Genomic DNA, 24,435 nt, shown 5'->3' with positions numbered 1-24,435 from the left:
GGCTCAGCTCCAGCGGAAGAGCTTCACCGCGAGCGGGAGGAGCACGGCGGTCCACGCGGCCATCACGACGAGCTGGAGCGTGGGGAGCTCCGTCTCGAACCAGCCCGCGGACATCGCCTGGGCGGCTGCACCGAGCGGGGAGAACTGCCCGATGTCCCGCACGACGTCGGGCATGATCGGCCCCGGCGTCCACATGCCCGAGAGGAAGAGCATCGGGAAGTACACGAGGTTCCCGATCGCCGACGCGGTGCTCCCCTTGGCGGCGACCGCCGCGACGACCATGCCGAGCGAGAGCATGGACAGGACCGTGAGCACGAAGGCCAGCACGACCGTCAGCGGGCTGACCGGCGCGGCGAGGCCGAACACGACCTGGCCCACGACGAGCGCGAGCGCGGACGACACGGCGATCGCGCCGAGGTTGACGATCAGGTGGGCGACGACGACGCCCTGCGGGCGCATCGGGGTCGTCGAGAGCCGGCGGAGCAGCCCCTTCTCGCGAGCGGTGGCGAAGGTCACCGGCATCGTCGTCAGTGCGGGCGTCGCGACCGCGGCAGCGAGGACGACCGGCAGGTAGGTCGCGATCGCGGTCAGGCCGTCCCAGGGCGCGCCCATCCCCGAGATCGGCTCCCGCATGCCCGGGATCGCGAACCCGACGCCGACGAGCAGGACCGTCGGGAACACGAGCGCGAAGAAGACGGCCGTGCCGTCACGCAGGAACAGGCGGGTCTCGGTCCGCAGCAGCGTCCCGAACCCCCGCCATCCCGAGCGGGTGGTGGGGACGCGGGTCGGGGTCGTGGTCACGGCGGTCATCGCGAGGCTCCCTCGGGTGCGGCCGCGGCGTCCGCGGCGTGGTCGTACGTCCGGCCGGTCACGGCGACGAACACGTCCTCCAGAGTCCGCGTGACGGTCCGGACGTCGTCGGGCACGATCTCCTGCTCGGCGAGCGCGAGCACGACGGCGAGCAGCACCCGGCGCGTCCCGGTCACCTCGATCTCGCGGGCGTCGACCTGCACGCGCTCGACGTCGGCGAGGCCGGCGAGCGTGTGGAGAGCGAGGTCGTGGTCGGCCGGGGGGACCCGCAGCCGCACCGTGCGCGACGTGTCGACGGAGTCGATGAGCTCGGCGGGCGTGCCCTGCGCGACCACGCGGCCGCCGTCGATGACGACGAGCCGGTCGCACAGGCGCTCCGCCTCCTCCATGAAGTGCGTGACGAGCAGGATCGTCACGCCCCGGTCGCGCACGCGCTCGACGAGCTCCCACGTCGCGCGGCGGGCGGCGGGGTCGAGTCCCGTCGTCAGCTCGTCGAGGATCGCGACGCGCGGGTCGCCCACGAGAGCGAGCGCGATCGACAGCCGCTGCTTCTGCCCGCCCGAGAGCTTGCCGAACGCCACGCGTCGGTGGTCGGCGAGGTCGAGCAGGTCGAGCAGCTCCTCCACGTCCGACGGCGCCGCGTAGAACGAGGCGAAGAGGCGCAGCGCCTCCTCGACGGTGATCTTCTCGTGGAGGGCGGCCTCCTGGAGCTGGACGCCGACGGTGTCGCGCACCGCAGCCGGGTCCGCCTGCGGGTCGACGCCGAGCAGGCGGACCGTGCCGCCGTCGGCCTCGCGCAGCCCGGCGAGGCACTCGACCGTCGTCGTCTTGCCCGCGCCGTTCGGGCCGAGGATCCCGAAGATCTCGCCCCGCTCGACCGAGAAGCTGACGTCCTCGACGGCGACCTTCCGCTCGGGCGAGCCCTTCGGCCCCGGGTAGGTCTTGCGCAGGTTCCGGACCTCGACGACGGGCGCCGCGCCATCGGGCACGGGACCGGAGGTGGCGGGCGCGGCGACCGTCGCGCCTCCCGCGGGGGGTGGTGCGGTACTCATGGTGGTCTCCTTCAGGGTGTGCGGCACCCACGGACGGCGCGGTGCGCCGCCCGGAGGGTGGGAATCTCAGGGAGGGTCCGGTCAGCCGCTGGCGCTCGCCGCGAACTCGACCGGCCTGATCGCGACGCCCCGCAGGACGCCGCGCAGGAGCAGTGCGGCGAGCACGGGCCCGAGCAGGCCGCCGAGGACGGCGAGCCAGACGGGGGTGCCGTCGAGACCGACGACGCGCGCGAGCGCGTGGCCGAAGAAGCCGGACCGGAGGAAGACCTCGGTGACCACCACGGGGAGGAGGGACACGAGGACGAGCCCGACGCCGCGGAGGAACCCGAAGCCGTAGAAGCCGGCCGCGATGACCATCCCGGCCAGGTAGTACACGGTGCAGAAGGTCCCCTCGACGAGGAGGACCAGCCCTACCTGCGAGCCGTCGCCGTAGAGCTGCCCGAGCTCCGGGGCGGTGGACCACCCGGCGCGCCGGAACAGCGTCCACTCCCCCCACTTCACGAGCGCGCTCGCGAGCCCGAACGAGAGGCCCGACACGGTGGCGCCGATCCACAGACCGTGCGTGTACGACCGGCGGGTGCCGCCGGACGCGACGTGCACGGCGATCGTCATGAGCGGCAGGATGATGCCCATCACGAAGAGGAAGAATTTCGCCGAGCCCGCGACACCGCCCACGGCCTCGATGCTCACGTCGTCGTTGCGCTCCATGATCCAGAGGATGAGCGCCCCGACGGCGAGGGCGATGGCCCAGAACCACAGGCCGACGTACCAGGTGCCGACCGCGTAGTACCGGGCGACGGCGCGGACGCCGCGCCGGTGCGCCGCGGCCTCGATCGCGCGGCGCTCCGCGGAGCGGTGGGTCGTGGCGGTCATCGTGCGTCCTCCGTCCCGGGGCGTCCGTTGCGCGTGAGGTGGACGAACAGGTCCTGCACAGGGACGGCGCCGACGTCGAGCCCTGCCTCCGTGGCGGCGGCCCGCTCGTCGTCGGCGAACGTGCCGAACAGCGTGACCTGGGCCGTGCCCCCGAGTCGTTGCCGCGCGAGCACCTCGCGCCCCGCGGCGTGCCGCTCGACCACCTCGGCCGGGCCGGTGAGGCTCACGCCACGGGCCCGCACGTCGTCGGCGTTCTCGGCGAGCAGGACGCGACCGCGGTCGATGATCACGACGTCCTCGAAGACGCGCTCCACCTCGGTGATGAGGTGGCTCGACAGCAGGACCGTGCGCGGGTGCTCGGCGTAGTCGGCGACGAGCGCGTCGTAGAACGCGTAGCGGCTCGGGGCGTCCATGCCGAGGTACACCTCGTCGAAGATCGTCAGCGGCGCGCGCGACGCCAGGCCGATCACCGCGCCGAGCGCGGAGCGCTTCCCGCGCGACATCTCGGCCGGCTTCTTGCGGACGTCCACCTCGAGCTCGTCGAGCAGGCGGGCGGCGAGGTCGGCGTCCCAGTGCGGGCGCAGGTCCGCGTAGTACTCGAGCGTGTCCCGGGCCTTGTCGGTCTCCCACACGTCGCCGCTCTCGCGGACGAGCTGCGTGTGCATGGTCGCCCACACGTTCTCGAACGGGTCCTCGAGCGCGCCCTCCGGGCCGACGCGCACCGTCCCGGCCGTGGGCCGGCGGAAGGCCGCGAGCAGGGCGGCGAGCGTCGTCTTGCCCGCGCCGTTGCGGCCGAGCAGGCCGGTGATGACGCCGGGACGGACCGTGAGCGTCGCGCCGTCGAGCGCGGGGGTCTCGTCCTTGCGGGAGTAGCGCACGACGACGTCGCGCACCTCGGCGGCGAAGGGCTCCGGGGGTATCGCGGCCGGGTTCTGGTCGGCGGGGTGGCTGGCGGGCCGGGCGGTCACGGGTCTCACCTCGGGGTGGGGTCGGTGGTCGGGCCGGTGCTGGTGCCGCCGCCGGCCTGCGGGCCGGCAGGGCGGGGACGACCGAGGACGTAGTCCACGATCTCTGCCGTCGGGATGTCGAGGAGGTCCGCCTGCGCGAGCGCGGGAGCGAGGACCTCGTCGAAGAACGAGTCGCGGTGCTCCGCGAGGAGCTTCTCGCGCGCCCCCGGGGCGACGAACATGCCGAGGCCGCGGCGCTTGTAGAGCACGCCCTCGTCGACGAGACCGGCGAACGCCTTGGCGGCCGTCGCCGGGTTGATGCGGAACGTCGTCGCGAACTGCGTCGTCGACATGACCTGCTCCTCCTCGGCGAGCTCCCCCGCGAGCACCTGCGCCCGGATCATCTGCGCGATCTGGAGGTAGATGGGCTCCGGTCCGTCGAACATGGGCCCCATCCTCTCCCGCCTCGCGCGTTCTGTGGTTCATTACTCCACTAATGAACCACAGGTCCTGACGATCCCGCAACCCCTTTCCCGCGAGAGAGAACTCTGGTTCACCCAGGGAGAACCGCGGTCGCGCGAGGTAGAAACCTGGTCGGCCGAGGGAGAACTCTGGTCGCGCGAGTAGAAGCCCGGTCGCGCGAGGTAGGACTCTGGTAGGCGACGACGGTGCCGATCGACGGAGGCGGTGTGGACGCAGCATGCGAGCTCGCGGGCGGGACGCCCTGGGGCGAGCCGCTGAGCACGTGGACGGGCCTCGCGTTCGTCGTCGCGGGCGCGGCGATCGTGGTGGCGGCGCTGCGCGCCCGCCGGGGGACGCCGTCGTCCGCTCCCCCGCCCGACGGCGCGGCCACCGCGCGCCTGCGCGTCGCCTTCGGGGTCCTGGTCGCCCTGGTCGGCGTGGGCTCGGTGGTCCAGCACGGACCGTCGCCGGCGTGGAACCCGGTCGTGCACGACCCGCCCCTGCTCGGGGCGCTCGCGCTCGTCGCCGCAGACGCCGTCGCGGACCTCACCGGCCGCCGGCTGCGCACCTGGTGGTGGCTCGCCCCGACCCTGCTGAGCGTGGTGCTCGCCGCCACGTCGGTCGCGGCCTCGACCGCCGCGCAGGTGGTCGCGGCCGTCGTCGCGGTCGCGGCGAGCACCCTGCGCGCACGGAGCCGTCCGGCGGTCCGACGGCGCACGGTCACCGCGCTCGTCCTGCTCGCCGTGGGCGGCGGCATCGGGACGCTCACGCGCGCGGGCTGGCCGCTGTGCGACGCCGACGGCCCGCTCGGGGTCACGCTCCAGGGCCATGCGGTCTGGCACGTCCTCGCCGCGGTCGCGCTGTGGGTGCTCGCCCCGACGCTCGGGACACGCGCCGCGACCTGACCCCGAGACGATCACCCGCTCCGGGCGGTTCCCACCCGGGTCCGTCGGTGGGACCCTGGAAGGATCCGGCGTCCGCGGCGGGTCGCGCCCTCCGGCCGCCGGCGGTCACGAAGGAGTGAGGCAACGATGGTCACCATTCGGCGCGGGTTCTCCAGCTTCTCGGCGGACGACATCGACGCGGCGCGCGACTTCTACGGAGGGACCCTCGGGCTCTCCGTCACGGCACTCGACGACGGGGGCGGCCTGGTGCTGCACCTCGGCGGCGGCTCGGACGTCTTCGTGTACCCGAAGGAGGACCACCGGCCGGCCGCCTTCACGGTCATGCACCTCACCGTCGACGACGTGGACGAGGTCGTCGACGAGCTCACCGCGAAGGGCGTGACGTTCGAGCGCTACGAGGGCTTCGACCAGGACGACAAGGGCATCGTGCGCGGCTTCATGGAGGGCGGCGACGGCGCCTGGTTCACCGACCCGGCCGGCAACGTCGTCGGCCTCGCCGACGGCGAGAACATGGCGCGCATGGTCGAGGGCTGACCTCGGCCGATCGACGCCGCCGCGGGAGGGCCGCGGCGGCGTCTGCATGTCATCGTGGAGTGGCGTGCCGACGCCGAGCAGACGGCGCGAGACCGCGATCGCTCAGGCCGTCAGCACACTCATCATCGACTGGTTGATGAACAGGACCTGTCGGCCGACCCTGAGCTCGTGCAGCGTGCCCTCGGCCACGAGGCCGCGCAGCCACTTTGCCGCGGTGGGGCGCGACACACCACAGCGCCCCATCACGTCGAGAGATCGGGCGTAGGGCTGTTCCATGAGCAGGGCGACGAGATCATGGTTCGCCGAGCCGACGACGCTCCGGACGGCGTCGAGGACCGAGTCCTGCACGTCCTCGATCTTGTCGACGAGCTCGCACGTGCGCAGGGACGTCGCGCGCACGCCCTCGACGACATAGAGCACCCAGTCCTCCCACGCGCCCTCGGAGGTCACGAGGCGGAGCAGGCGGTAGTACTCGTCCTTCGACTCGATGATGTAGCGCGACAGGTAGAGCAGGGGAAGGTGCAGCAGGCCCGCGTCGCACAGCATGAGGACGTTCATGATCCGGCCCGTGCGACCGTTCCCGTCGGTGAACGGGTGGATCGCCTCGAACTGGTAGTGCGCGACAGCCATGCGCACGAGCGGGTCCAGGTCGATCGGCTCGTTGAGGAACGCCGACCAGTTGTCGAGCAGCCGCTCGAGCGTCTCGCGACCAGCGGGTGGCGTGTAGACCCGACGGCGCGTGGCCGGGTCACCGATGAAGACCTCCCCCCGACGGAAGCCTTCGTCATGGCCGCGAATCACCGCACAGATCTCGGCGGCGGTACTCGCCGTCAGCGGTCGCCGACCGACCTGCTCGTACCCGCAGCGGAGCGCCGACCGGTAGCGAAGCGCTTCACGCGCCGCAGGCGTGGCCGACACGTCGGCCACCGCGGCGGAGAAGAGCTCGTCGGTCGTCGTCACGATGTTCTCGATCTCGGAGCTCGCCTGCGCCTCGAGCAAAGGGATCGCGTTGATGAGGACCGTCGGGTTCGGGAGCGCACGGGCGCGGGCGTCAAACCTGGCGAGCGCGTCCCGCGCCTCGATGGTCGCCTTGAGCACGCGGCGGGACTCGAGCTCCCCACGCGGTGGGAGGAGCGGAAGACCGTCGTACGGTGTGTCGGGACTCCACGTCATGAAGCGACACTAGCGGACAGGTAAAGATCAGCGCTGGATTTTTACCTGTCTGAACGACACGTCAACGAGCTTTACCCGTCGAGCGCGGACCGCCGCCCGGCCCACCGGAGGGCGCTCCGCCGTCAGGCAGGACCTCCGAGCAGGAGGTAGAGCCCTGGTCGACGACCAGGGCTCTACACCGCCGTGCCTGGGTTCTACTTCGTGGGACCAGGGTTCACTCTCGCGGTACCGGGGTTCTACTTCGCGAGGGCGGGGATGAATGCCGCGCGGACAGCGTCGAGGTCCTGGGCGACGAGCTCGGCGAGCTGCACCGCATTGAGCGCGGCGCCCTTGCGGAGGTTGTCGTTCGAGACGAACAGGACGAGACCGCGGCCACCGGGGACGGACTGGTCGGTGCGGATCCGGCCGACGAACGAGGGGTCCTGGCCGGCCGCCTCGAGCGGGTTCGGGACGTCCGCGAGTGCTACGCCCGGCGCGGCGGCGAGGATCTCTCGCGCCCGGTCCGGGGTGATCGCGGCGCCGAACTCCGCGTGGATCGCGAGCGAGTGGCCGGTGAACACCGGGACGCGCACGCACGTGCCCGCGACGGCGAGCGACGGCAGGTCGAGGATCTTGCGCGACTCGTTGCGGAGCTTCTTCTCCTCGTCCGTCTCCTCCTGCCCGTCGTCGACGATCGACCCGGCGAGCGGGACGACGTTGAACGCGACGTTGCGCGGGAAGGCGACGGGCTCGGGGAAGTCGACCGCGCCGCCGTCGTGCACGAGCCCGACCAGCCCGGCACCCTCGCCCGCAGCCGCCGCGGCGTCGGCCGCCGCGCCCGCGACCGCCTGGGCGCGCAGCTCCTCCGCGCCGGCGAGCCCGGCGCCGGACACGGCCTGGTAGGTCGCGACGATCAGGCGCTCCAGCCCGGCCTCGTCCGCGAGCGGCTTGAGGACCGGCATCGCGGCCATGGTCGTGCAGTTCGGGTTGGCGATGATGCCCTTGCGCGCCTCGCGCAGCGCGGCGGGGTTCACCTCGGAGACGACGAGCGGGACGTCGGGGTCCATGCGCCACGCGGACGAGTTGTCGATGACGACGGCGCCGGCCTCGGCGAAGCGCTCGGCCTGCGCCTTCGAGGTCGCGCCGCCCGCCGAGAACAGGGCGACGTCGATCCCCCGCAGGTCGTCGGTCGAGGTCGCGGCGACGTCCTCCACGACGACGTCGGTCCCGCGCCACGGGAGCGTCGACCCGGCGGAGCGCGCCGACGCGAAGTAGCGGATGCTCGCGACGGGGAGGTCGCGCTCGTCGAGGAGGCGGCGCATGACGGCGCCCACCTGGCCGGTCGCGCCGACGACGGCGACGTGCAGGCCCTGACGGTTCTCGGTGCTCATGGTTCCTCGTCTCTCAGCGGCCGGTGCCGGCGTACACGACGGCCTCGCCGTCGGCGGCGTCGAGCTCGAACGCGGTGTGCACGGCGCGCACCGCGTCGTCGAGCGAGTCCTCGCGGGTCACGACGGAGATGCGGATCTCCGAGGTGGAGATCATCTCGATGTTGATGCCCGCGTCGCGCAGGGCACCGAAGAGCTTGGCGGAGACGCCCGGGTGCGACTTCATGCCCGCGCCGACGAGCGAGAGCTTGCCGATCTGGTCGTCGAACTGCAGCGAGTCGAACCCGATCTCGCCCTGCAGCGCGGACAGCGCCGACATCGCGGCCGGGCCGTCGCCCTCGGGCAGCGAGAACGAGATGTCCGTGAGCCCCGTCCGGGCGGCCGAGACGTTCTGCACGATCATGTCGATGTTCACGCCCGAGCCCGCGACGACCTCGAAGATGCGCGCAGCGGTCCCAGGGACGTCGGGCACCCCGACGACGGTGATCTTGGCCTCGCTGCGGTCGTGCGCGACGCCGGAGATGATCGGGTCTTCCATGACGGTCTCCTCGGGAAGGTCTGCAGAGCTGGGGGCGGCGGGGGCGCCGGGGCGGGGAGCGGTGTACGCGTCCGCGCTGACGAACGTGCCCTCCTTGCCGGAGAACGACGAGCGGACGTGGATCGGCACGCCGTACCGGCGGCCGTACTCGACGCAGCGCAGCGCGAGGACCTTCGCCCCGCTCGCCGCCATCTCGAGCATCTCCTCGTACGTGATGCGGTCGATCTTGCGCGCGCTCGGGACGATGCGCGGGTCGGCCGTGAAGATGCCGTCCACGTCGGTGTAGATCTCGCACACGTCGGCGTCGAGGCCCGCGGCGAGCGCGACGGCGGTCGTGTCCGACCCGCCACGACCGAGCGTCGTCACGTCGTTCGTCGACTGCGTGACGCCCTGGAACCCGGCGACGATCGCGACCTGGCCGCGCTCGATCGTCTCGCGGATGCGGTGCGGGACGACGTCGACGATGCGCGCCTTGCCGTGCACGGCGTCCGTGATGACGCCGGCCTGCTGGCCCGTGAACGACTTCGCCTTGACGCCCAGGCTGTTGATCGCCATCGCGAGCAGCGACATCGAGATGCGCTCGCCCGCGGTGAGGAGGATGTCCATCTCGCGCTGCGGCGGGAGGGGGGTGACCTGCTGCGCGAGGTCGATGAGCTCGTCCGTCGTGTCGCCCATCGCCGAGACCACGACGACGACGTCGTTCCCGGCCCGCTTGGTCTGCGCGATGCGCTTGGCCACGCGCTTGATGCTCTCGGCGTCGGATACCGACGAACCGCCGTACTTCTGCACGACAAGTGCCACGTGCTGCTCCATCTGTCGCCGGCCTCCGTCTCTCTCAACGGCCCGCCGGGTGCTTGTGGGTCGATCGATGATACGCACGCGTCCCGCGGTCCGGCCAAGCTCGTCCCGCCATGCGGGCCGTTCGCTGACGTCGGGTCGTCGCGCGCTCAGCGCTGTGTCGGGCTGGACGCGCGGTGTCAGCCCGGGCGGTGGCTCCGGTCGAGGGGCGCGGCTCTACCATCCGCCCGCTCGTTCCTCGCGGGCTCCCGCCAGGCCCGCCACGAGCCGCGCCCCTCGACCTGCGCCACCGCCCTCGTCCGTCCCGTCACCCGGTCCGTCGCCCGTCCCGTCACCCGGTCCTTCGTCCGGTAGGTCGGCATCGGGACGGCGACCGGGTCCGAGGTCGCGGGGCGGGCCGACGCGTCGCGCGCGGTGGCCGCGACCGCTGACCCCGTGGGCGTCTCGGGACCAGCGGGCCGCGTCACGCCGGGGCCGGCGACGACGACGTAGGCGAGGCCGACGACGAGGGCTCCGCCGACGAGGTTGCCGAGGCCGACCCAGGTGAGGTTGCGGGCGAAGTCGGCCCACGTCGTCGGGCCCAGGTCGCCGAGGAGGCCGAGGGAGAAGGTCGTCATGTTGGCGACGACGTGCTCGAAGCCGGAGGCGATGAACGCGAGGATCGCCCAGAACAGGACGATCGCCTTGCCGGCCTCGGAGCGCAGACGACCGCAGGCCCAGATCGCGGCGCACACGAGGAGGTTGCACAGGACGCCGCGGAAGAAGAGCTCGCCGCCGGTCTCGTGGGCCTTCGCGCGCAGCATGGACGCGACCATCTCCCCCGCGGCCGCGTTGGAGTGCAGCACGCCGGCCTTCGTGACCGCGAACGCGAAGAGCATCGAGCCGGCGAGGTTGCCGACGAGGCACAGGCCGAGGGTGAGGACGGCGTCGCGCACCCGGACGGCACGCGTCGCGACGCCCTGGGCGAGGATCATCATGGCGGACGTCGCGAGCTCGGCACCGGCGAACACGACGAGGGTCAGCGCCGCGGCGAACACGCCGCCCGCGACGAGCCGCTCGCCCGGCGCCCCGGCCGCGAGGAAGGGCCCGGCCGTCGCGACCATGAGCACGACGCCGACGCCGATGTACGCGCCGGCGAGCATCGCGGCGACGAGGTAGCGCGCCGGGCGTCTCGCCGAGCCGACCTTCTTCCGGGCCGCCTCCGACTGGGTGGTCAACGCCTGGGCGAGGGTCTGCACGACCTCGATCCTCGCCGCTGCCCGGGACGTGGGGCCAGGGCCCGTGGTCGCAACCCGCCGGGACCGAAGGACCGAGGCGACAGGACCCGGCCGCGAGGGAGCGCCGAGGCCCGGCCGTCAGGCGGTCGCCGCCTCCACGGGCCGTGCGTCCGCGGCCCTGGCGTCGGCGTCGGCGTCGGCGTCGGCGTCGGCGTCGGCGTCGACCGAGCCCGTGCCGCTGCCCTCCTCGGAGGCCACCGGCAGCGCCCCGAGCGGGGACGGGCGAGGGTCGAGCACCGCGGCGACGATCGCCTCGATCGCGAACTCGCTCGCCTCGCCGAGGTCGACCTGGGTGGGGTCGAGGAGCCACTGGACCTGGAGCCCGTCCATGACGGCGAGGATCGACGCCGACGCGTGCCGGACGTTCGGGGGGACCGCGACCCCCCGCTCCGCGCAGAGCGCCTCGAACGCCTCGACCGCCTCGCTGCGCAGCGTCCGGTAGCGGCCCTCGAAGAAGGCGCGCGCGGGGTGGTCGTCGGTCACGGACTCCGCGGACAGCACGGCGTACGTCTGCACGATCCCGGCGCGCTGCGCGTTGAGGAACGCCGTGCGCACCAGGTGGCGGAACATGTCGATGCCGCCCGGGATGTGCTGCCCGTCGAGGCCGGCGACGTCGCTCTCGTCGCGGTAGCGCAGCACCTCGAGGAGGAGGTGGTCCTTGGACCCGAAGTGGTGCAGGATCCCGGCGTGGGTCATGTCGACCTGCTCCGCGATCTCCGCGAGCGGACCGTTGTGGTAGCCCCTGCTCCCGAAGGTCGCCATGGCGGCCTTGAGGATCTCCTCGCGGCGCCGGAGGGTCTCCTCCCGCACGCGGGGGCGCCGCCTGCTCGTGGTCATCGCCTCGTCACTTCCTCGTCGTGGTGCCCGGTGCGCCACCGTCGGCGCCGACGTCGGCTCTCGGGCACCGAGCACGTCCTCGGTCCCCCGTCGTCCGGGGGTGATCCTACGCACGCGGAGTGGCGTTCGAGCCACCCTCCCCTCGAAGATCACGGTCAGATATCGATCTGACCTGCGTAAACGCAGATTCTTGCGAACTTACTGACTGCACGGTAAGTTCTCCGCTCGACAGACGACTCGACGACGAGGAGCACGTACGTGACATCGCAGTCCCTCGCGGGAGAGCGCGACCCCGCGGAGCTCGCCACCCTGCGCACGCGCGCACAGGCGCTGCCCCTCCGCGAGAAGGTCCGCCTCCTCACCGGGCAGTCCATGTGGCGCCTGCACGGCCTGGACGAGCTCGGGCTGCGCTCCGTCGTCATGTCGGACGGGCCCGTCGGGGTCCGCGGCACGAGCGAGGTCGAGGGCGAGACCTCGATCCTCTTCCCCTCGCCCAGCGCGATCGGCGCGACGTGGGACCGGGCCGCCGCGCACGAGACCGGGCAGGCGTTCGCCCGCGAGGCGCGCACGCACGGCGTCGACGTCGTCCTCGCCCCCCAGGTCAACATCCAGCGCACGCCCGTCGGGGGCCGGCACTTCGAGTGCTACTCCGAGGACCCGTACCTCACCGCGCAGATCGGCACCGCCGTCGTGCGCGGCCTCCAGGACCAGGGCGTCGCCGCGTGCGTCAAGCACTACGTCGCCAACGACTCCGAGACCCAGCGCACGTCGTACGTGTCGCACGTCGACCCCCGCGTGCTGCGCGAGGTCTACCTCGCCCCCTTCGAGGACGCGGTCGCGGCGGGCGCGTGGTCCGTCATGGCGGCCTACAACCAGGTGGACGACGGCGTGGAGTCCGGCCCCATGACCGGGCACCGGCACCTGCTCACCGACGTCCTCAAGGACGAGCTCGGGTTCGACGGCGCCGTGGTCTCGGACTGGGTCGCGACGCACACGACCGAGCTCTCCGCGAACGGCGGGCTCGACGTCGTCATGCCCGGCCCGGGCGGCCCGTGGGAGGACGCCCTCGTCCGCGCGGTCGAGGACGGCCGCGTCCCCGAGCGCGAGATCGACGACAAGGTCGCGCGCATCCTCCTGCTCGCGCGTCGCGTCGGCGCGCTCGACGAGCCCGCCCGCCCGGTCACGCACGACGACGACCTGCGCGCCCTGGTGCGCCGCACCGCCGCCGCGGGCACCGTCGTCCTCCGCTCCGACGCCGAGAACCCGGTCTGGGACCGGCCCGCGCCGCGGACGATCGCGCTCGTCGGCCCCAACGCCGTGCGCCCGCACGTGCTCGGCGGCGGCAGCTCGACCGTCAACCCCGCGCACGTCGTCACCCCCGCCGAGGGCCTGGCCGCGCGCTGGCCCGACGCCACGCTCACGGTGGCCCGCGGCGGTGACGCGCGCCGGTTCGCCCCCCGCCTCGACGTGGAGGGACGCAGCGCCGACGGCGCCGCCGTCGCGGTGACGTGGCTCGATGCCGAGGGCGCGACGCTCCGCAAGTCCGTCCTGCCCCGCTGGGACGGGTTCCTGCGCGACCTGCCCGCCGAGGTCGACACCGTCGTGCTCGACGTCGACGTCCTCCTCGACGAGCCCGGCGACCACGTGCTCGAGGTGGGCACGGTCCCGGGCCACACGATCGAGATCGACGGCGTCGTCGTCGCGCAGGACGACCGCCGCTCCGGCGTCGAGGTCATCCTCGACTCGTCGATCAACAACCCGGCGGGCGTCCCCGCGACCGTGCACGTCGACGCGCCGCGACGCGTGCGGGTCAGTGCCTCGCTCCTCGTCACGCGCGCCCAGGGCTACGGCAACCTCGTCCGCGCGGAGCTGCGCCACCGCGTCCCCGCGCCGAGCGCCGAGCAGGAGATCGCCGAGGCGGTCGAGGCCGCCCGCGCCGCCGACCTGACCGTCGTCGTGGTCGGGACGAACGAGGAGGTCGAGTCCGAGGGCTGGGACCGCACGTCGCTCGCGCTGCCCGGCCGTCAGGACGAGCTCGTCGAGCGCGTCCTCGACGTCGACCCGGACGCGGTCGTCGTCGTGAACGCGGGCGCCCCCGTGCTGCTCCCCTGGCTCGACCGCGCGCGCACGGTGCTGTGGGTCTGGTTCCCCGGCCAGGAGGCCGGGCACTCGATCGCGGACGTGCTCGCGGGCGACGTCGAGGCGGCCGGCCGCCTCCCCTGGACCCTCCCGGCCGCCGAGGCCGACGTCCCCGTCCCGCACGCGGTCCCCGACCAGGGCGTCGTCGAGTACGCCGACGGCGTCCACGTCGGCTACCGCGCGTGGGAGCGCTCGGGCGCCGTCCCCGCCGCACCCTTCGGGCACGGGCTGGGCTGGACGACGTGGTCGTACGACGCGTCCGACGAGCCCGAGCACCTGCCCGCCCGGACGCCCGACGGCGACGTGACCCTCACGGTCCGCGTCACCAACACCGGGTCCCGCGACGGCCGCGAGGTCGTCCAGGTCTACGTCGAGCCCCCGGTCGCGCCCGCGTCGGCCCCGGTCGCCGAGCGCGACCGACCGGTCCGCTGGCTCGGCGGGTTCGCCGTCGTCGACGTCGCCGCGGGGGGCTCCGCCGACGTCACCGTGACCGTCCCCCGCCGTCAGCTCGAGGTGTGGGACACCGACAGCGGACGCTGGCACCTCCCGGCCGGGACCTACCGGCTCCAGGTGGGGCGTTCCGTCCACGACCTCCGCCTGGACACCGCGGTCCGGGTGCAGGGCAGCACCACCGAACAGGAGTAGCCCGGACCGCGGTCCACCCGGGGCGACCCAGCGCCCCACGCAGTGCTCACGCAGTACTCACGCTGTACCCGCGTCATGCTCCACCGCCCCGGCACCGCGCCGGGGACGAAGTTCCCTCGAAGGAGAGAGATTCATGAGGTTGAAGGCCTCCGCGATCGCCCTCGGCATCGCGACAGCACTCGTGCTGACCGGCTGCTCGTCGTCGGGCGGCAACAGCGACGACGAGTCGACCGGCTCCGGCGAGGGCGCTGCCCTCACCATCGCGAAGCCGGACGGCGCGATCGCGACCGAGTCGAACAACCCCTGGATCGGCGACTCGTCCGCGCTCAAGCTCGGCTACGTCAACGCGATCTACGAGCCCGTCGGCATCGTCAACGTCGTCAACCCGTCGGACGAGGTCCGTCCGTGGCTGGCGTCCGAGATCACGTGGTCCGAGGACTACACGTCGGTCACGCTCACGACCCGCGAGGGCGTGAAGTGGAGCGACGGCACGGACCTCACGGCCGACGACATCGCGTACTCGTACCAGATCCTCGTCGACACGCCCGAGCTCAACACCGCGGCGCTCGACATCCAGGACGTCGCGGTGGACGGCGACACGGTCACCGTCACGTTCGGCACGCCGATGTTCGCCAAGCAGGACAAGGTGCTGCACCGGTTCGTCGTCCCGAAGCACGTGTGGGAGGGCGTCGCCGACCCGACGACGGAGACCAACCCCGAGCCGGTCGGCACCGGCCCGTACACGCTGACGAGCTTCAGCACGGAGAGCGTCCAGCTCGACGCGCGCGACGACTACTGGGGCGGCGAGCTCGCGGTCCCGACGCTGTACTACGTGTCGTACAACGACAACAGCGCCCTGACGACCGCGCTCGCCAACGGCGACGCGGACTGGGCGCAGGCGTTCCTGCCGAACGTGCAGTCGGCGTTCGTCGACAAGGACCCGGAGCACAACGTGTACTGGGCCCCCGCCGGTCTCGGCATCGACGCGATGTTCGTCAACACGACCAAGAAGCCGTTCGACGACGTCGCGTTCCGCCAGGCCGTCAACATGGTGATCGACCGCGAGCAGCACCAGCAGATCGCCCGCGAGAGCGGCGTCCCGCTGCTCACGTCCGTCACGGGTCTGCCGACCCCGGCCGGCGACCCGTTCATCTCGGACGAGTTCGCGGGCGAGGAGTACGCGGTCGACGTCGACGGCGCCAAGAAGGTCCTCACCGACGCCGGGTACACGTTCCAGGGCGACGCCCTGGTCGACCCCGACGGCGAGCCGGTCACCTTCCAGCTCAGCGTCCCGCAGGGCTGGAACGACTACGTCACCGGCATCAGCCTCATCGCGGAGTCGGTCAAGGCGATCGGCGTCGAGGCCACGGTCGACACGCCCGACTCGGACTCGTGGTGGGCCGCCAAGGGCACGGGCGACTTCGACGCGATCCTGCACTGGACCGAGACCGGCGCGACGCCGTACGACATCTACAGCGACACGATGGACGCCCGTTGGCTCAAGCCGGTCGGTGAGGCCGCGGACTACAACTTCGGTCGCTTCGACAGCCCGGAGGCCACGGCCGCCCTCGACGCGTACCTCGCGGCGACGACGGACGAGGACCGCGCGACGGCCATCGCCGACGCGCAGAAGATCTTCGTGGACCAGGTCCCGGTCATGCCGATCGGCACGCGCCCGTTCATCACGGAGTTCAACACGCGCAACTACGTCGGCTGGCCCAGCGACGAGGACCCGTACATCAACGCGGACCCGACGCAGCCGACCGCGGTGCTCATCCTCACCCAGCTCAAGCCGGCCGAGTGAGTCCCCGAGGCTCGCGCGGCGCCCGCCGCGCGAGCCTCGGCCCGGCCCCCAGCACAGAAACAGGTAGGACGAGTGAACACCGAACCTCTGCTGACCGTGTCGAACTTCAGCGTGGTCTACGACGTCGACCCGCCCGTCGAGGCCGTCAGCGACGTCTCCCTCACGCTGCACCGCGGGGAGATCCTCGGCCTCGCCGGCGAGTCCGGCTGCGGCAAGACCTCGCTCGCGTACGGCATCCAGCGGCTGCTCAAGCCTCCGGCCGTCATCCCCTCGGGCTCGGCGATCTTCCACGACGAGTCGGGCGAGAACGTCGACCTCAACGCGCTCGACGACGCCGCGATGCGCCGGTTCCGGTGGGACAAGGCGTCGATGGTGTTCCAGGGGGCGATGAACGCTCTCAACCCGGTCGCCACCGTCGGCAAGCAGCTCGGGGACGTGTTCGAGACGCACCGCCCCCGCATGAGCAAGGCCGAGCGGACCGAGGAGAGCGCCCAGCTCCTCGACCTCGTCGGCGTCGGACGCGACCGGCTGCGCTCCTACCCCCACGAGCTCTCCGGCGGCATGCGCCAGCGCGTCATGATCGCCATGGCCCTGGCGCTCAAGCCCCAGCTCATGATCATGGACGAACCGACGACGGCGCTCGACGTCCTCGTGCAGCGCGAGATCCTCCAGCAGATCTCGGACCTGCGGAAGCAGTTCGGCTTCTCGGTCATCTTCATCACGCACGACCTCCCGCTGCTCCTCGAGATCTCCGACCGGATCGCGGTCATGCGCCAGGGCCGGATCGTCGAGCTCGACACCGCGTCGAACATCTACCACCACGCCCGGCACGAGTACACGCGCACGCTCCTCGGCTCGTTCCCGAGCCTCACCGGGGAGCGGGGCGGGTTCGTGCGCGGCCGGTCGGAGCCCGCGGCCACGGCCGTGAGCACCGCCACGACCAGCGCAGGAGGCCAGGCCTGATGACCACCCTCGAGTTCTCGCACGTCAGCAAGAAGTACAAGGTCCGCGGGTCCGGAGACCTGCTCGCGCTCGACGACGTCAGCTTCACCCTCACCTCCGGGCGCACCATCGCGCTCGTCGGCCAGAGCGGCAGCGGCAAGTCGACGATCGCGAAGATCCTCACGCAGCTCGAGCGCGCCACGTCCGGCGAGATCCTGCTCGACGGCGCCCCCATCCCCCGGCGGGGACGGGCGCTGCGCCGCTACCGGCAGCAGATCCGCATGGTCTTCCAGGACCCGTTCGCGTCGCTCAACCCGTACCACACGATCCGCCACCACCTCGAGCGCCCGCTGCGCCTCGACCACGTGGTCCCGAAGGACGAGGTCGACGCCGAGGTCCACCGCCTCCTCGACCGCGTCCACCTGGACGGCGGGGTCGTGGAGCGCCGACCGCACGAGCTGTCCGGCGGCCAGCGTCAGCGCGTCGCGATCGCGCGCGCCCTCGCGTCGCGCCCGTCGCTGCTCATCGCGGACGAGCCGGTCTCGATGCTCGACGTCTCGATCCGCCTCGGTGTCCTCAACCTCCTCGCCGAGCTCCAGCGCGAGGCGAACCTCGGGGTCCTCTACATCACGCACGACCTGGCGACCGCGCGCCACTTCAGCGACGAGATCATGGTCCTGCACCACGGCGTCGTGGTGGAGCACGGCCCGGCCGACGACGTGATCCTCGACCCCCAGCACCCCTACACCCGCGCGCTACGCGATGCCTCGCCCAACCCGGAGGTCCACTTCTCCGGCACCGGCCCCGCATCGTCGAGGAGCTGATCCCGTTGCGATTCTTCGCCCGCCGCACCGCCTTCTACCTGTTCACCGCCTGGGCGGCGATCACGATCAACTTCTTCCTGCCCCGCATGATGAAGGGCGACCCGGTCTCCGCGTACCTCGCGAAGAACCAGGGGAAGATCAGCCCCGAGGCCGCCGAGTCGCTGCGCACCCTCTTCGGGCTCGACGACGGCCGGTCGCTCTTCCAGCAGTACGTCGACTACTGGGGCCTCATGCTCAGCGGCGACCTCGGTCGCTCGTTCTCCAAGGGGCTCGCCCCCGTGGGCGACGTGATCGCCGCCGCCCTGCCGTGGACGCTCGGGCTCGTCGGCATCGCGACGATCCTCAGCTTCTTCCTCGGCAGCGGCCTCGGCGCGATCATCGGCTGGCGCCGGGGGAGCAAGGCCGACGCGATCGTGCCCATCTCGACGTTCTTCTCGACCGTCCCGTACTTCTGGATGGGCCTCATCGCCATCGCGGTCTTCTCCAGCACGCTCGGCTGGTTCCCGGCGTCCCACGCGTACAGCAAGGGCGCGACACCCGAGTGGTCGTGGGAGTTCGCGTGGGACGTGATCCAGCACGGCACGCTGCCCGCGCTGACGATCGTCGTGGCCTCGCTCGGCGGCTGGATCCTCGGGATGCGCAACATGATGATCACGGTCCTCGACGAGGACTACGTGACGGTCGCGCAGGCCAAGGGGCTCCCCCCGCGCAAGGTGCTCTCGCGCTACGCGTCGCGCAACGCGGTGCTGCCGCAGCTGTCGAGCTTCGCCCTGTCCCTCGGCTTCATCGTCGGCGGCACGCTCGTCATGGAGCTCGTCTTCTCCTACCCCGGGGTGGGCAAGCTCCTGCTCGACGCCACCAACGCGAAGGACTACCCGCTGATGCAGGGACTCTTCCTCGTCATCACGCTCTCGGTCCTCGTCGCGAACATCCTGGCGGACGTCGCCTACGCCGCCCTCGACCCGCGCACGCGTCAGACGGAGGCCTGAGCCATGACGTCCACCACCACGACCGCGACGAGCGAGGCCACCGCGCCCGCGACCCCGCCGGCCGCCCCGGGCGGCTCCTCCGGGCGCGGCCTCGCGCGCCGCGCCGGGGCGTCGTTCGCGATGTTCCGCAACGGCAAGTCGCTCACCGGCCTGATCATCCTGGGCGTGTTCACGCTCGTCGCGATCTTCGGCGACCTCCTCGCGCCCTACGGCCCGCTCGAGAAGGACTTCACCGCGCTCAAGCAGCCGCCGTCCGCGCAGCACCTGCTCGGCACGACGCACATGGGCGAGGACGTCCTCAGCCAGATCATCTACGGCACGCGGGGCGTGCTGGTCGTCGGCTTCGTCTCCGGCATCATCGCGACGCTCGTCGCGGTGGTCGTCGGGGTGACCGCCGGGTACATCGCGGGCTGGCGCAGCGAGTCGCTCTCGGCGGTCACGAACGTGTTCCTCGTGCTCCCGGGCCTGCCGCTCATGATCATCGTGGCCTCCCAGCAGGAGAACCCGAGCCTCCTGCTCGTCTCCACGGTCCTCGCGATCACGGGCTGGGCCTGGGGTGCGCGCGTCCTGCGGGCGCAGACCCTGTCGCTGCGGAACCGGGACTTCATCCAGGCAGCACGGGCGAACGGCGAGCCGATCCACCGCATCATCGCTGTCGAGATGCTGCCGAACCTCACCGCGATCATCGCGTCGAGCTTCGTCGGCACCGTGACCGCCGCGGTCCTCGGCCTGACGACGCTCGCCTTCATCGGGGTCATCCCCATCACGAACCTCAACTGGGGCACGATCCTCTTCTGGGCCCAGCAGAACGGCGCGTTCCCGGACTACTGGTGGTGGTACGTCCCCGCCGGACTGTGCATCGCGCTGCTCGGCATGGCCCTGTCGCTCATCAACTTCGGCATCGACGAGTACGTGAACCCGCGGCTGCGGTCGGCCGGCGAGCGGGCGCGCGCCATGCGGAAGAAGGGCTACAAGGTGTCGAGCGGGATCACGACCGTCGCCGACCGCCCCGACCTGCTGGAGGGGAGCGTCACCCCGCCCCCGCCCGACTCCCCGCACGTCGACGTACCGGGCGCACCGGTGCACGGGGACGACATCGGCGCGGTGGCGGAGGCCGACCAGGCGACCGGCGGCCCGGACGTGATCCCGGTCGGGCGACCGGAGCGCTCCGCGTAGCGGTCTCCGCGCAGACGGGTGAGGGGCCGCACCGCGGCCCCTCACCGGCAGACGGTCCCGGCACGGGACGCCGTCCGCGCCACGCCCCTGGCTCGGACGGCACGCCTCCACCCCGTGCCGGGACCGTTCGCGTCCGTGGATCAGCTCATCCGGCGCCGGTAGATCGCGACGGCCCAGGCATAGGCGACGGCCAGGATCCCGACGAGCCACGCGAGCGCCACCCAGATGTCGGAGCCGACGGGCTGGCCGCCGAACAGCGCACGCAGCGTGTTCACGATCGCGGTCACGGGCTGGTTCTCCGCGAACCAGGCGACCGGGCCCGGCATGGTGTCCGTGGGGACGAACGCGGAGCTGATGAACGGCAGGAAGATCAGCGGGTAGCTGAACGCCGAGGCGCCGTCGACCGTCTTCGCCGAGAGTCCGGCGACCACCGCTAGCCACGTCAGGGCCAGGGTGAACAGGACGAGGATGCCCAGCACCGCCAGCCAGGCGCCCACCGACGCCCCCGTGCGGAACCCCATGAGGAGCGCGACACCGACGACGATCGTCACCGAGACGAGGTTCGCGACGAGCGACGTGAGCACGTGCGCCCACAGGACGCTCGACCGTGCGACGGGCATCGACTGGAAGCGTTCGAAGATGCCGCCCTGCAGGTCGAGGAACAGCCGGTAGGCCGTGTAGGCGACGCCGGACGCGACGGTGATGAGCAGGATGCCGGGCAGCATGTAGTCGATGTACGACCCGGTGGAACCGGTGTCGATCGCGCCGCCGAGCACGTAGACGAACAGCAGCATGAGCGCGATCGGCGTGACTGCGGTCGTGATGATCGTGTCCGGGCTGCGCAGGATGTGGCGCAGCGAGCGGCCGGTCAGGACACGGGTGTCGGCCAGGACGTGCGTGGTCATCGGAGCTCCTCTCCGGCGGGCTGGGTGCCCTCGGCGGTCGTCGGGGTCGTGGGGTCCTCGCCGGTCTCGCCGACGAGGGTGAGGAACACGTCCTCCAGGGACGGCTGCTTCTCGACGTACTCGACCTGCGCGGGCGGCAGGAGCGCCTTGAGCTCGGCCAGGGTGCCGTTCTGGATGATGGTGCCGCGGTGCAGGATCGCGATCCGGTCGGCGAGCTGCTCGGCCTCGTCGAGGTACTGGGTGGTGAGCAGGACGGTCGTGCCGCCCTGCGCGAGCTGGCGCACCGTGGCCCAGACCTCGATGCGGGCCTGGGGGTCCAGGCCGGTCGTGGGCTCGTCGAGGAAGATGATCGGCGGGTCGCCGATCAGGCTCATCGCGATGTCCAGACGGCGGCGCATGCCGCCCGAGTACGTCCCCGCCCGGCGCGATCCGGCGTCGGTCAGGGAGAACCGGGCGAGCAGGTCGTCCGCGACCTGGTCCGCGTTCTTCAGGTGGCGCAGGCGGGCGACGAGCACGAGGTTCTCGCGGCCCGTGAGGACCTCGTCGACGGCGGCGAACTGCCCGGTGAGGGAGATCGACTCCCGCACCTGCCCGGGCTCCTCGCGGACGTCGTGCCCGTGGACGGTCGCGGTCCCTGCGTCGGGCTTGAGCAGCGTCGACAGGATCCGCACGAGCGTCGTCTTGCCCGCCCCGTTGGACCCCAGCAGCGCGAAGATGCTCCCGGGCGTGACGTCCAGGTCGACCCCGCGCAGCACGCGCAGGTCGCCGAACGACTTCTCGATGCCTCGTACCCGCACCGCGGGCTCGAGGGACTGGTCGACAGACATGTGAGACTCTCCGATTCCTGGGCGCTTCTCGGGTGGTGTGGTTCAGGGACGGCGGACGACGACGTCGCCGAACCCGGTGCTGGCGTGGATCTCCGCGGTGGCCTCGTCCTCGACGGGCCCCTCGGTCGGGGTCAGGTGGTTGCGGACGCTGCCGTGCTCGGAGCTCGCGTCGAGGAACGCGGCCGTGCCCTCCGGCACACCCACCTCGATCGAGCCGAACGACGTGCTGAGGGTGACGCTGCCGGACTCCAGGCGGTCGACCCGGATGCCGCCGTGGGCGGACTTCGCGGTGAGCGTGCCGAGCACCCGGGTCACGGCGATGTCGCCGTGCGCGCCCTGCACGGCGAGCGTGCCCGTCACGGCGCCGACCGTCGTCGTGCCGGTGCTGGCCTTGATGGTCCCGTCGCCGGCGATCTCGCTGATACGCACCGAGCCGGCGCTGACCTTGACGTCCGCGGTGCCCGCCACGCGGCCGACGACGACCGACCCGGCCGAGGCCTTGAGGGCGAGCCGCTCGACGTCCTCGAGCCGGACGTCGGCGACGGAGAGCGTCATGTCGACCGATCCGAGCGAACCCTCGGTGTAGAGGGTGCCCGCCTTGCCGCGCAGGTCGGAGCCGGCAGGGAGCTCGACGGTGACGTCGGCGGTCCCGGCCGCGAACGGCAGGACGAACTGCTTCCACGACCCGGGGTACAGGATCGTGATCGCGTCGCCGTCGCGGTCGACCCGGACGTCCTGGGCCGCGCGGACGCTGCCGGACTTCGAGGGGTCCGTCGGCAGGACCGTGACGACGACGTCGTCACGGTCGCCGGCGACGACGTGCAGGTTGGCGAAGGGCACGTCCACGACGACCGGGACGGGCTGCGGGGCGGGGAAAGTGGGCATGACGGAGCTCCAACGGTGGTGTCGGTGTGGTGTCAGCTGGTGGCGGGAGAGGGCGGGCGAGCGGACTTGAGGGGTCAGCGCACCCAGCCGGTGACGCGGGCGGAGCCGCGCGGCTGCGGGCGGGCCTGTGCGGCCGGTCGCCCCGTGGACTGCTCGAGCGCCGCGGCGACCGCGCGCACGAGCCAGGTGTTGACGGAGACGCCGTCGCGGGCGGCGGCGGTCTCGACCTGCGTCTTGAGGTGGTCCGGCAGGCGCAGGGTCGTGCGGGTCGTGGCGCCCGACTCGACGTCTGCCACCGCCGCGGCAGCCGGTGCGGCGGGTGCCGCGGGCGTGCCGTACACCGGCTCGGCTGCGGCCGCGGGCGGGGCCACGGTGGCCGCTGCCGCGACCACGAACTCCGGGGCACCGCCCCGCAGCCGCACGTCGACCGACCCCGGGGCGAGGTCCGCGGAGATCTCCCCGGCCGCGGCCGAGAGCGCGTCGAGCAGGACGAGCCGCACGGCGGCGTCGAGAGGCGCGGTCAGTCGTTCGGCGAGCCGACGACCGTCGTCCCCCGCGGCGTCCGCGGCGACGGCGAGGCGGTTCTGGAGATCGTCGACGTACGGGGTGAGGTCCATGACGCCATCATGGCACCACTCGTGGTGTCACGGCAACCCCTGGCGACAACATTGTTGACACCACCTGACACCAGGCCGTGGACGTCGGCCTCGGGAGGTGCGGTCAGGCCGTCAGGTCGGCGACGACGTCGTACCCGAGCTTGAGGATGAGCGCCCCGACCACGACGACGAACACGACCCGGACGAACGCGCTCCCCTTGGCCACCGCCATGCGCGCCCCGACGTACGCGCCGAGCAGGTTCGCCGCGCCCATGAGCAGGCCGAGACCCCACAGCACCGCGCCGTAGGGGACGAAGAAGATCAGCGCGCCGGCGTTCGTCGCGAAGTTCGCGATCTTCGCGAGCGCCGACGCTGGCAGGAACGCGTACCCGAGGATGCTCACGAGCGCGATCACGAAGAACGTCCCCGTGCCGGGACCGAGCAGACCGTCGTAGGTGCCGATGACGAGACCGATCCCTGCTGCCGCCCAGCGGTGCCCGTTGCCCTCCCAGCGCAGGTTCGTCGTGTGCCCGAGCGTCGGCTTCGCGATCGTGTACGCGGCGACCGCGACGAGCACCACGAGGATGATCGGCTTGAACAGCTCGGCCGGGATGCGCGACGCGAGGGCGGCGCCGCCGATCGCGCCGACCAGTGCGGCGAGCGCCATCGGCCCCGCCGTCCGCAGGTCGGGGCCCACCCTCCGGTAGTAGGTCGCGGCGCTCACCGAGGTGCCCATGATGCTCGCGAGCTTGTTCGTCGCGAGCGCCTGGACCGGGCTGATGCCGGGCACGAGGAGCAGTGCCGGGAGCTGGACGAGGCCGCCCCCGCCGACGACGGCGTCGATCCAGCCCGCCGTGAGAGCGGCGAGGACGAGCAGGAGGACGGTCAGGCCGTCGATCTCGAGCCCGCCGGAGACCGGGAGGGAGAAGGCGGGCAGCACCACCTAGTGGTACCACGACGGCGCGGCACCCCGCAGCGGGCGTTCCCGCACGCGGGGCGCGAGCGCCCGGGAGCGACAGCCAGGGCGCTCGGCCCGCGCCTGCGTTAGCGCGCCGTGCGCGCACCGGGACCAGCGCGCATCATGGGCACGAGGCGTGCGGCGCGATCCGGACGCGGGCCGCGCCTCCCGA

Annotated in this window: 22 protein-coding genes and 1 pseudogene; 8 read left to right on the top strand and 15 right to left on the bottom strand. The window is 72.3% G+C overall.

The genetic code is table 11. The features are described from left to right. Positions 1 to 3: 3 nt before the first annotated feature. From FIC82_RS05355 to FIC82_RS05335, 5 genes are all read right to left on the bottom strand, one after another. Complete coding sequence (locus FIC82_RS05355) at positions 4 to 810, bottom strand: ABC transporter permease (RefSeq protein ID WP_154797844.1); 807 nt, start codon at positions 808 to 810, stop codon at positions 4 to 6. Continuing rightward, a complete protein-coding gene (locus FIC82_RS05350) occupies positions 807 to 1,862 on the bottom strand; it encodes an ABC transporter ATP-binding protein (protein WP_154797843.1) in 1,056 nt (351 codons plus the stop codon). The genes FIC82_RS05355 and FIC82_RS05350 overlap by 4 nt, the downstream gene beginning before the upstream one ends. A gap of 81 nt (positions 1,863 to 1,943) precedes the next feature. Then, complete coding sequence (locus FIC82_RS05345) at positions 1,944 to 2,735, bottom strand: hypothetical protein (protein WP_154797842.1); 792 nt, start codon at positions 2,733 to 2,735, stop codon at positions 1,944 to 1,946. Further along, positions 2,732 to 3,703, bottom strand: a complete 972-nt coding sequence (locus FIC82_RS05340; protein WP_253691494.1) for an ATP-binding cassette domain-containing protein — start codon at positions 3,701 to 3,703, stop codon at positions 2,732 to 2,734. The genes FIC82_RS05345 and FIC82_RS05340 overlap by 4 nt, the downstream gene beginning before the upstream one ends. Before the next feature lie 5 nt (positions 3,704 to 3,708). Beyond that, positions 3,709 to 4,128, bottom strand: a complete 420-nt coding sequence (locus FIC82_RS05335) for a GntR family transcriptional regulator (protein WP_154797841.1) — start codon at positions 4,126 to 4,128, stop codon at positions 3,709 to 3,711. Between the two features lie 222 nt (positions 4,129 to 4,350). Between FIC82_RS05335 and FIC82_RS05330 the strand changes: the two genes are divergently transcribed. Both FIC82_RS05330 and FIC82_RS05325 read left to right on the top strand, forming a co-directional pair. Further along, a complete protein-coding gene (locus tag FIC82_RS05330; protein WP_253691492.1) occupies positions 4,351 to 5,049 on the top strand; it encodes a hypothetical protein in 699 nt (232 codons plus the stop codon). Between the two features lie 126 nt (positions 5,050 to 5,175). Beyond that, a complete protein-coding gene (locus FIC82_RS05325) occupies positions 5,176 to 5,583 on the top strand; it encodes a VOC family protein (protein ID WP_154797840.1) in 408 nt (135 codons plus the stop codon). 102 nt (positions 5,584 to 5,685) lie between these two features. Here FIC82_RS05325 and FIC82_RS05320 read toward each other — a convergent pair whose 3' ends face one another. The 5 genes and pseudogenes from FIC82_RS05320 to FIC82_RS05300 all read right to left on the bottom strand — a co-directional run. Continuing rightward, on the bottom strand, positions 5,686 to 6,756 hold the full coding sequence (locus FIC82_RS05320; protein ID WP_154797839.1) for a Fic family protein: 1,071 nt from the start codon (positions 6,754 to 6,756) through the stop codon (positions 5,686 to 5,688). Positions 6,757 to 6,992: 236 nt separating this feature from the next. After that, positions 6,993 to 8,126, bottom strand: coding sequence for an aspartate-semialdehyde dehydrogenase (locus FIC82_RS05315; RefSeq protein ID WP_154797838.1), 1,134 nt, complete (start codon positions 8,124 to 8,126; stop codon positions 6,993 to 6,995). A gap of 13 nt (positions 8,127 to 8,139) precedes the next feature. After that, positions 8,140 to 9,462, bottom strand: coding sequence for an aspartate kinase (locus tag FIC82_RS05310; protein ID WP_168732204.1), 1,323 nt, complete (start codon positions 9,460 to 9,462; stop codon positions 8,140 to 8,142). Between the two features lie 176 nt (positions 9,463 to 9,638). After that, positions 9,639 to 10,697 carry a formate/nitrite transporter family protein gene (locus tag FIC82_RS05305; protein ID WP_216609990.1) on the bottom strand — a complete coding sequence of 353 codons (1,059 nt, stop codon included), beginning with the start codon at positions 10,695 to 10,697 and terminating at the stop codon, positions 9,639 to 9,641. Positions 10,698 to 10,946: 249 nt separating this feature from the next. Continuing rightward, positions 10,947 to 11,573, bottom strand: a pseudogene (locus tag FIC82_RS05300) (TetR/AcrR family transcriptional regulator); the annotation flags it as partial. A 258-nt stretch (positions 11,574 to 11,831) separates the two neighbouring features. Here FIC82_RS05300 and FIC82_RS05295 point away from each other — a divergent pair. The 6 genes from FIC82_RS05295 to FIC82_RS05270 all read left to right on the top strand — a co-directional run bounded on the left by FIC82_RS05295 (position 11,832) and on the right by FIC82_RS05270 (position 20,092). Further along, a complete protein-coding gene (locus FIC82_RS05295) occupies positions 11,832 to 14,357 on the top strand; it encodes a beta-glucosidase family protein (RefSeq protein WP_253691490.1) in 2,526 nt (841 codons plus the stop codon). Between the two features lie 133 nt (positions 14,358 to 14,490). Next, positions 14,491 to 16,161: an ABC transporter substrate-binding protein gene (locus FIC82_RS05290; RefSeq protein WP_154797835.1), complete on the top strand. Its 1,671-nt coding sequence runs from the start codon at positions 14,491 to 14,493 to the stop codon at positions 16,159 to 16,161. A gap of 72 nt (positions 16,162 to 16,233) precedes the next feature. After that, the gene (locus FIC82_RS05285; protein ID WP_168731510.1) at positions 16,234 to 17,124 is read left to right on the top strand and encodes an ABC transporter ATP-binding protein; all 891 of its coding nucleotides are present in this window, start codon (positions 16,234 to 16,236) and stop codon (positions 17,122 to 17,124) included. After that, on the top strand, positions 17,124 to 17,927 hold the full coding sequence (locus FIC82_RS05280; RefSeq protein ID WP_154797834.1) for an ABC transporter ATP-binding protein: 804 nt from the start codon (positions 17,124 to 17,126) through the stop codon (positions 17,925 to 17,927). The genes FIC82_RS05285 and FIC82_RS05280 overlap by 1 nt, the downstream gene beginning before the upstream one ends. Positions 17,928 to 17,932: 5 nt before the next feature. After that, positions 17,933 to 18,916 (top strand): ABC transporter permease, encoded by a 984-nt coding sequence (locus FIC82_RS05275; RefSeq protein WP_154797833.1) that lies wholly within the window; start codon positions 17,933 to 17,935, stop codon positions 18,914 to 18,916. Between the two features lie 3 nt (positions 18,917 to 18,919). Further along, complete coding sequence (locus tag FIC82_RS05270; RefSeq protein ID WP_253691488.1) at positions 18,920 to 20,092, top strand: ABC transporter permease; 1,173 nt, start codon at positions 18,920 to 18,922, stop codon at positions 20,090 to 20,092. A gap of 140 nt (positions 20,093 to 20,232) precedes the next feature. Here FIC82_RS05270 and FIC82_RS05265 read toward each other — a convergent pair whose 3' ends face one another. From FIC82_RS05265 to FIC82_RS05245, 5 genes are all read right to left on the bottom strand, one after another. After that, positions 20,233 to 20,997, bottom strand: a complete 765-nt coding sequence (locus FIC82_RS05265) for an ABC transporter permease (protein ID WP_154797832.1) — start codon at positions 20,995 to 20,997, stop codon at positions 20,233 to 20,235. Then, positions 20,994 to 21,824 carry an ABC transporter ATP-binding protein gene (locus FIC82_RS05260; protein WP_154797831.1) on the bottom strand — a complete coding sequence of 277 codons (831 nt, stop codon included), beginning with the start codon at positions 21,822 to 21,824 and terminating at the stop codon, positions 20,994 to 20,996. Before FIC82_RS05260 ends, FIC82_RS05265 begins: the two co-directional genes overlap by 4 nt. Before the next feature lie 42 nt (positions 21,825 to 21,866). Then, a complete protein-coding gene (locus FIC82_RS05255) occupies positions 21,867 to 22,709 on the bottom strand; it encodes a DUF4097 family beta strand repeat-containing protein (protein WP_154797830.1) in 843 nt (280 codons plus the stop codon). Between the two features lie 74 nt (positions 22,710 to 22,783). Continuing rightward, the gene (locus FIC82_RS05250) at positions 22,784 to 23,326 is read right to left on the bottom strand and encodes a histidine kinase (protein WP_154797829.1); all 543 of its coding nucleotides are present in this window, start codon (positions 23,324 to 23,326) and stop codon (positions 22,784 to 22,786) included. Between the two features lie 103 nt (positions 23,327 to 23,429). Beyond that, positions 23,430 to 24,245: a TSUP family transporter gene (locus FIC82_RS05245; RefSeq protein WP_253691486.1), complete on the bottom strand. Its 816-nt coding sequence runs from the start codon at positions 24,243 to 24,245 to the stop codon at positions 23,430 to 23,432. Positions 24,246 to 24,435: the final 190 nt, after the last annotated feature.

This window comes from Cellulosimicrobium protaetiae, assembly GCF_009708005.2.
Classification (GTDB): Bacteria; Actinomycetota; Actinomycetes; order Actinomycetales; family Cellulomonadaceae; genus Cellulosimicrobium; species Cellulosimicrobium protaetiae.
Note: the sequence above shows the minus strand (reverse complement) of the source record. Positions and strands in the feature narration are given on the sequence as shown.

Excerpts from the sequence above, each read along its gene's own strand:
- FIC82_RS05260 (WP_154797831.1), bottom strand. The coding sequence starts at position 21,824 with ATGTCTGTCGACCAGTCCCTCGAGCCCGCGGTGCGGGTACGAGGCATC.
- FIC82_RS05320 (WP_154797839.1), bottom strand. The coding sequence starts at position 6,756 with ATGACGTGGAGTCCCGACACACCGTACGACGGTCTTCCGCTCCTCCCA.
- FIC82_RS05250 (WP_154797829.1), bottom strand. The coding sequence starts at position 23,326 with ATGGACCTCACCCCGTACGTCGACGATCTCCAGAACCGCCTCGCCGTC.
- FIC82_RS05265 (WP_154797832.1), bottom strand. The coding sequence starts at position 20,997 with ATGACCACGCACGTCCTGGCCGACACCCGTGTCCTGACCGGCCGCTCG.
- FIC82_RS05255 (WP_154797830.1), bottom strand. The coding sequence starts at position 22,709 with ATGCCCACTTTCCCCGCCCCGCAGCCCGTCCCGGTCGTCGTGGACGTG.
- FIC82_RS05325 (WP_154797840.1), top strand. The coding sequence starts at position 5,176 with ATGGTCACCATTCGGCGCGGGTTCTCCAGCTTCTCGGCGGACGACATC.
- FIC82_RS05280 (WP_154797834.1), top strand. The coding sequence starts at position 17,124 with ATGACCACCCTCGAGTTCTCGCACGTCAGCAAGAAGTACAAGGTCCGC.
- FIC82_RS05315 (WP_154797838.1), bottom strand. The coding sequence starts at position 8,126 with ATGAGCACCGAGAACCGTCAGGGCCTGCACGTCGCCGTCGTCGGCGCG.
- FIC82_RS05345 (WP_154797842.1), bottom strand. The coding sequence starts at position 2,735 with ATGACCGCCACGACCCACCGCTCCGCGGAGCGCCGCGCGATCGAGGCC.
- FIC82_RS05355 (WP_154797844.1), bottom strand. The coding sequence starts at position 810 with ATGACCGCCGTGACCACGACCCCGACCCGCGTCCCCACCACCCGCTCG.
- FIC82_RS05290 (WP_154797835.1), top strand. The coding sequence starts at position 14,491 with ATGAGGTTGAAGGCCTCCGCGATCGCCCTCGGCATCGCGACAGCACTC.
- FIC82_RS05350 (WP_154797843.1), bottom strand. The coding sequence starts at position 1,862 with ATGAGTACCGCACCACCCCCCGCGGGAGGCGCGACGGTCGCCGCGCCC.
- FIC82_RS05270 (WP_253691488.1), top strand. The coding sequence starts at position 18,920 with ATGACGTCCACCACCACGACCGCGACGAGCGAGGCCACCGCGCCCGCG.
- FIC82_RS05335 (WP_154797841.1), bottom strand. The coding sequence starts at position 4,128 with ATGTTCGACGGACCGGAGCCCATCTACCTCCAGATCGCGCAGATGATC.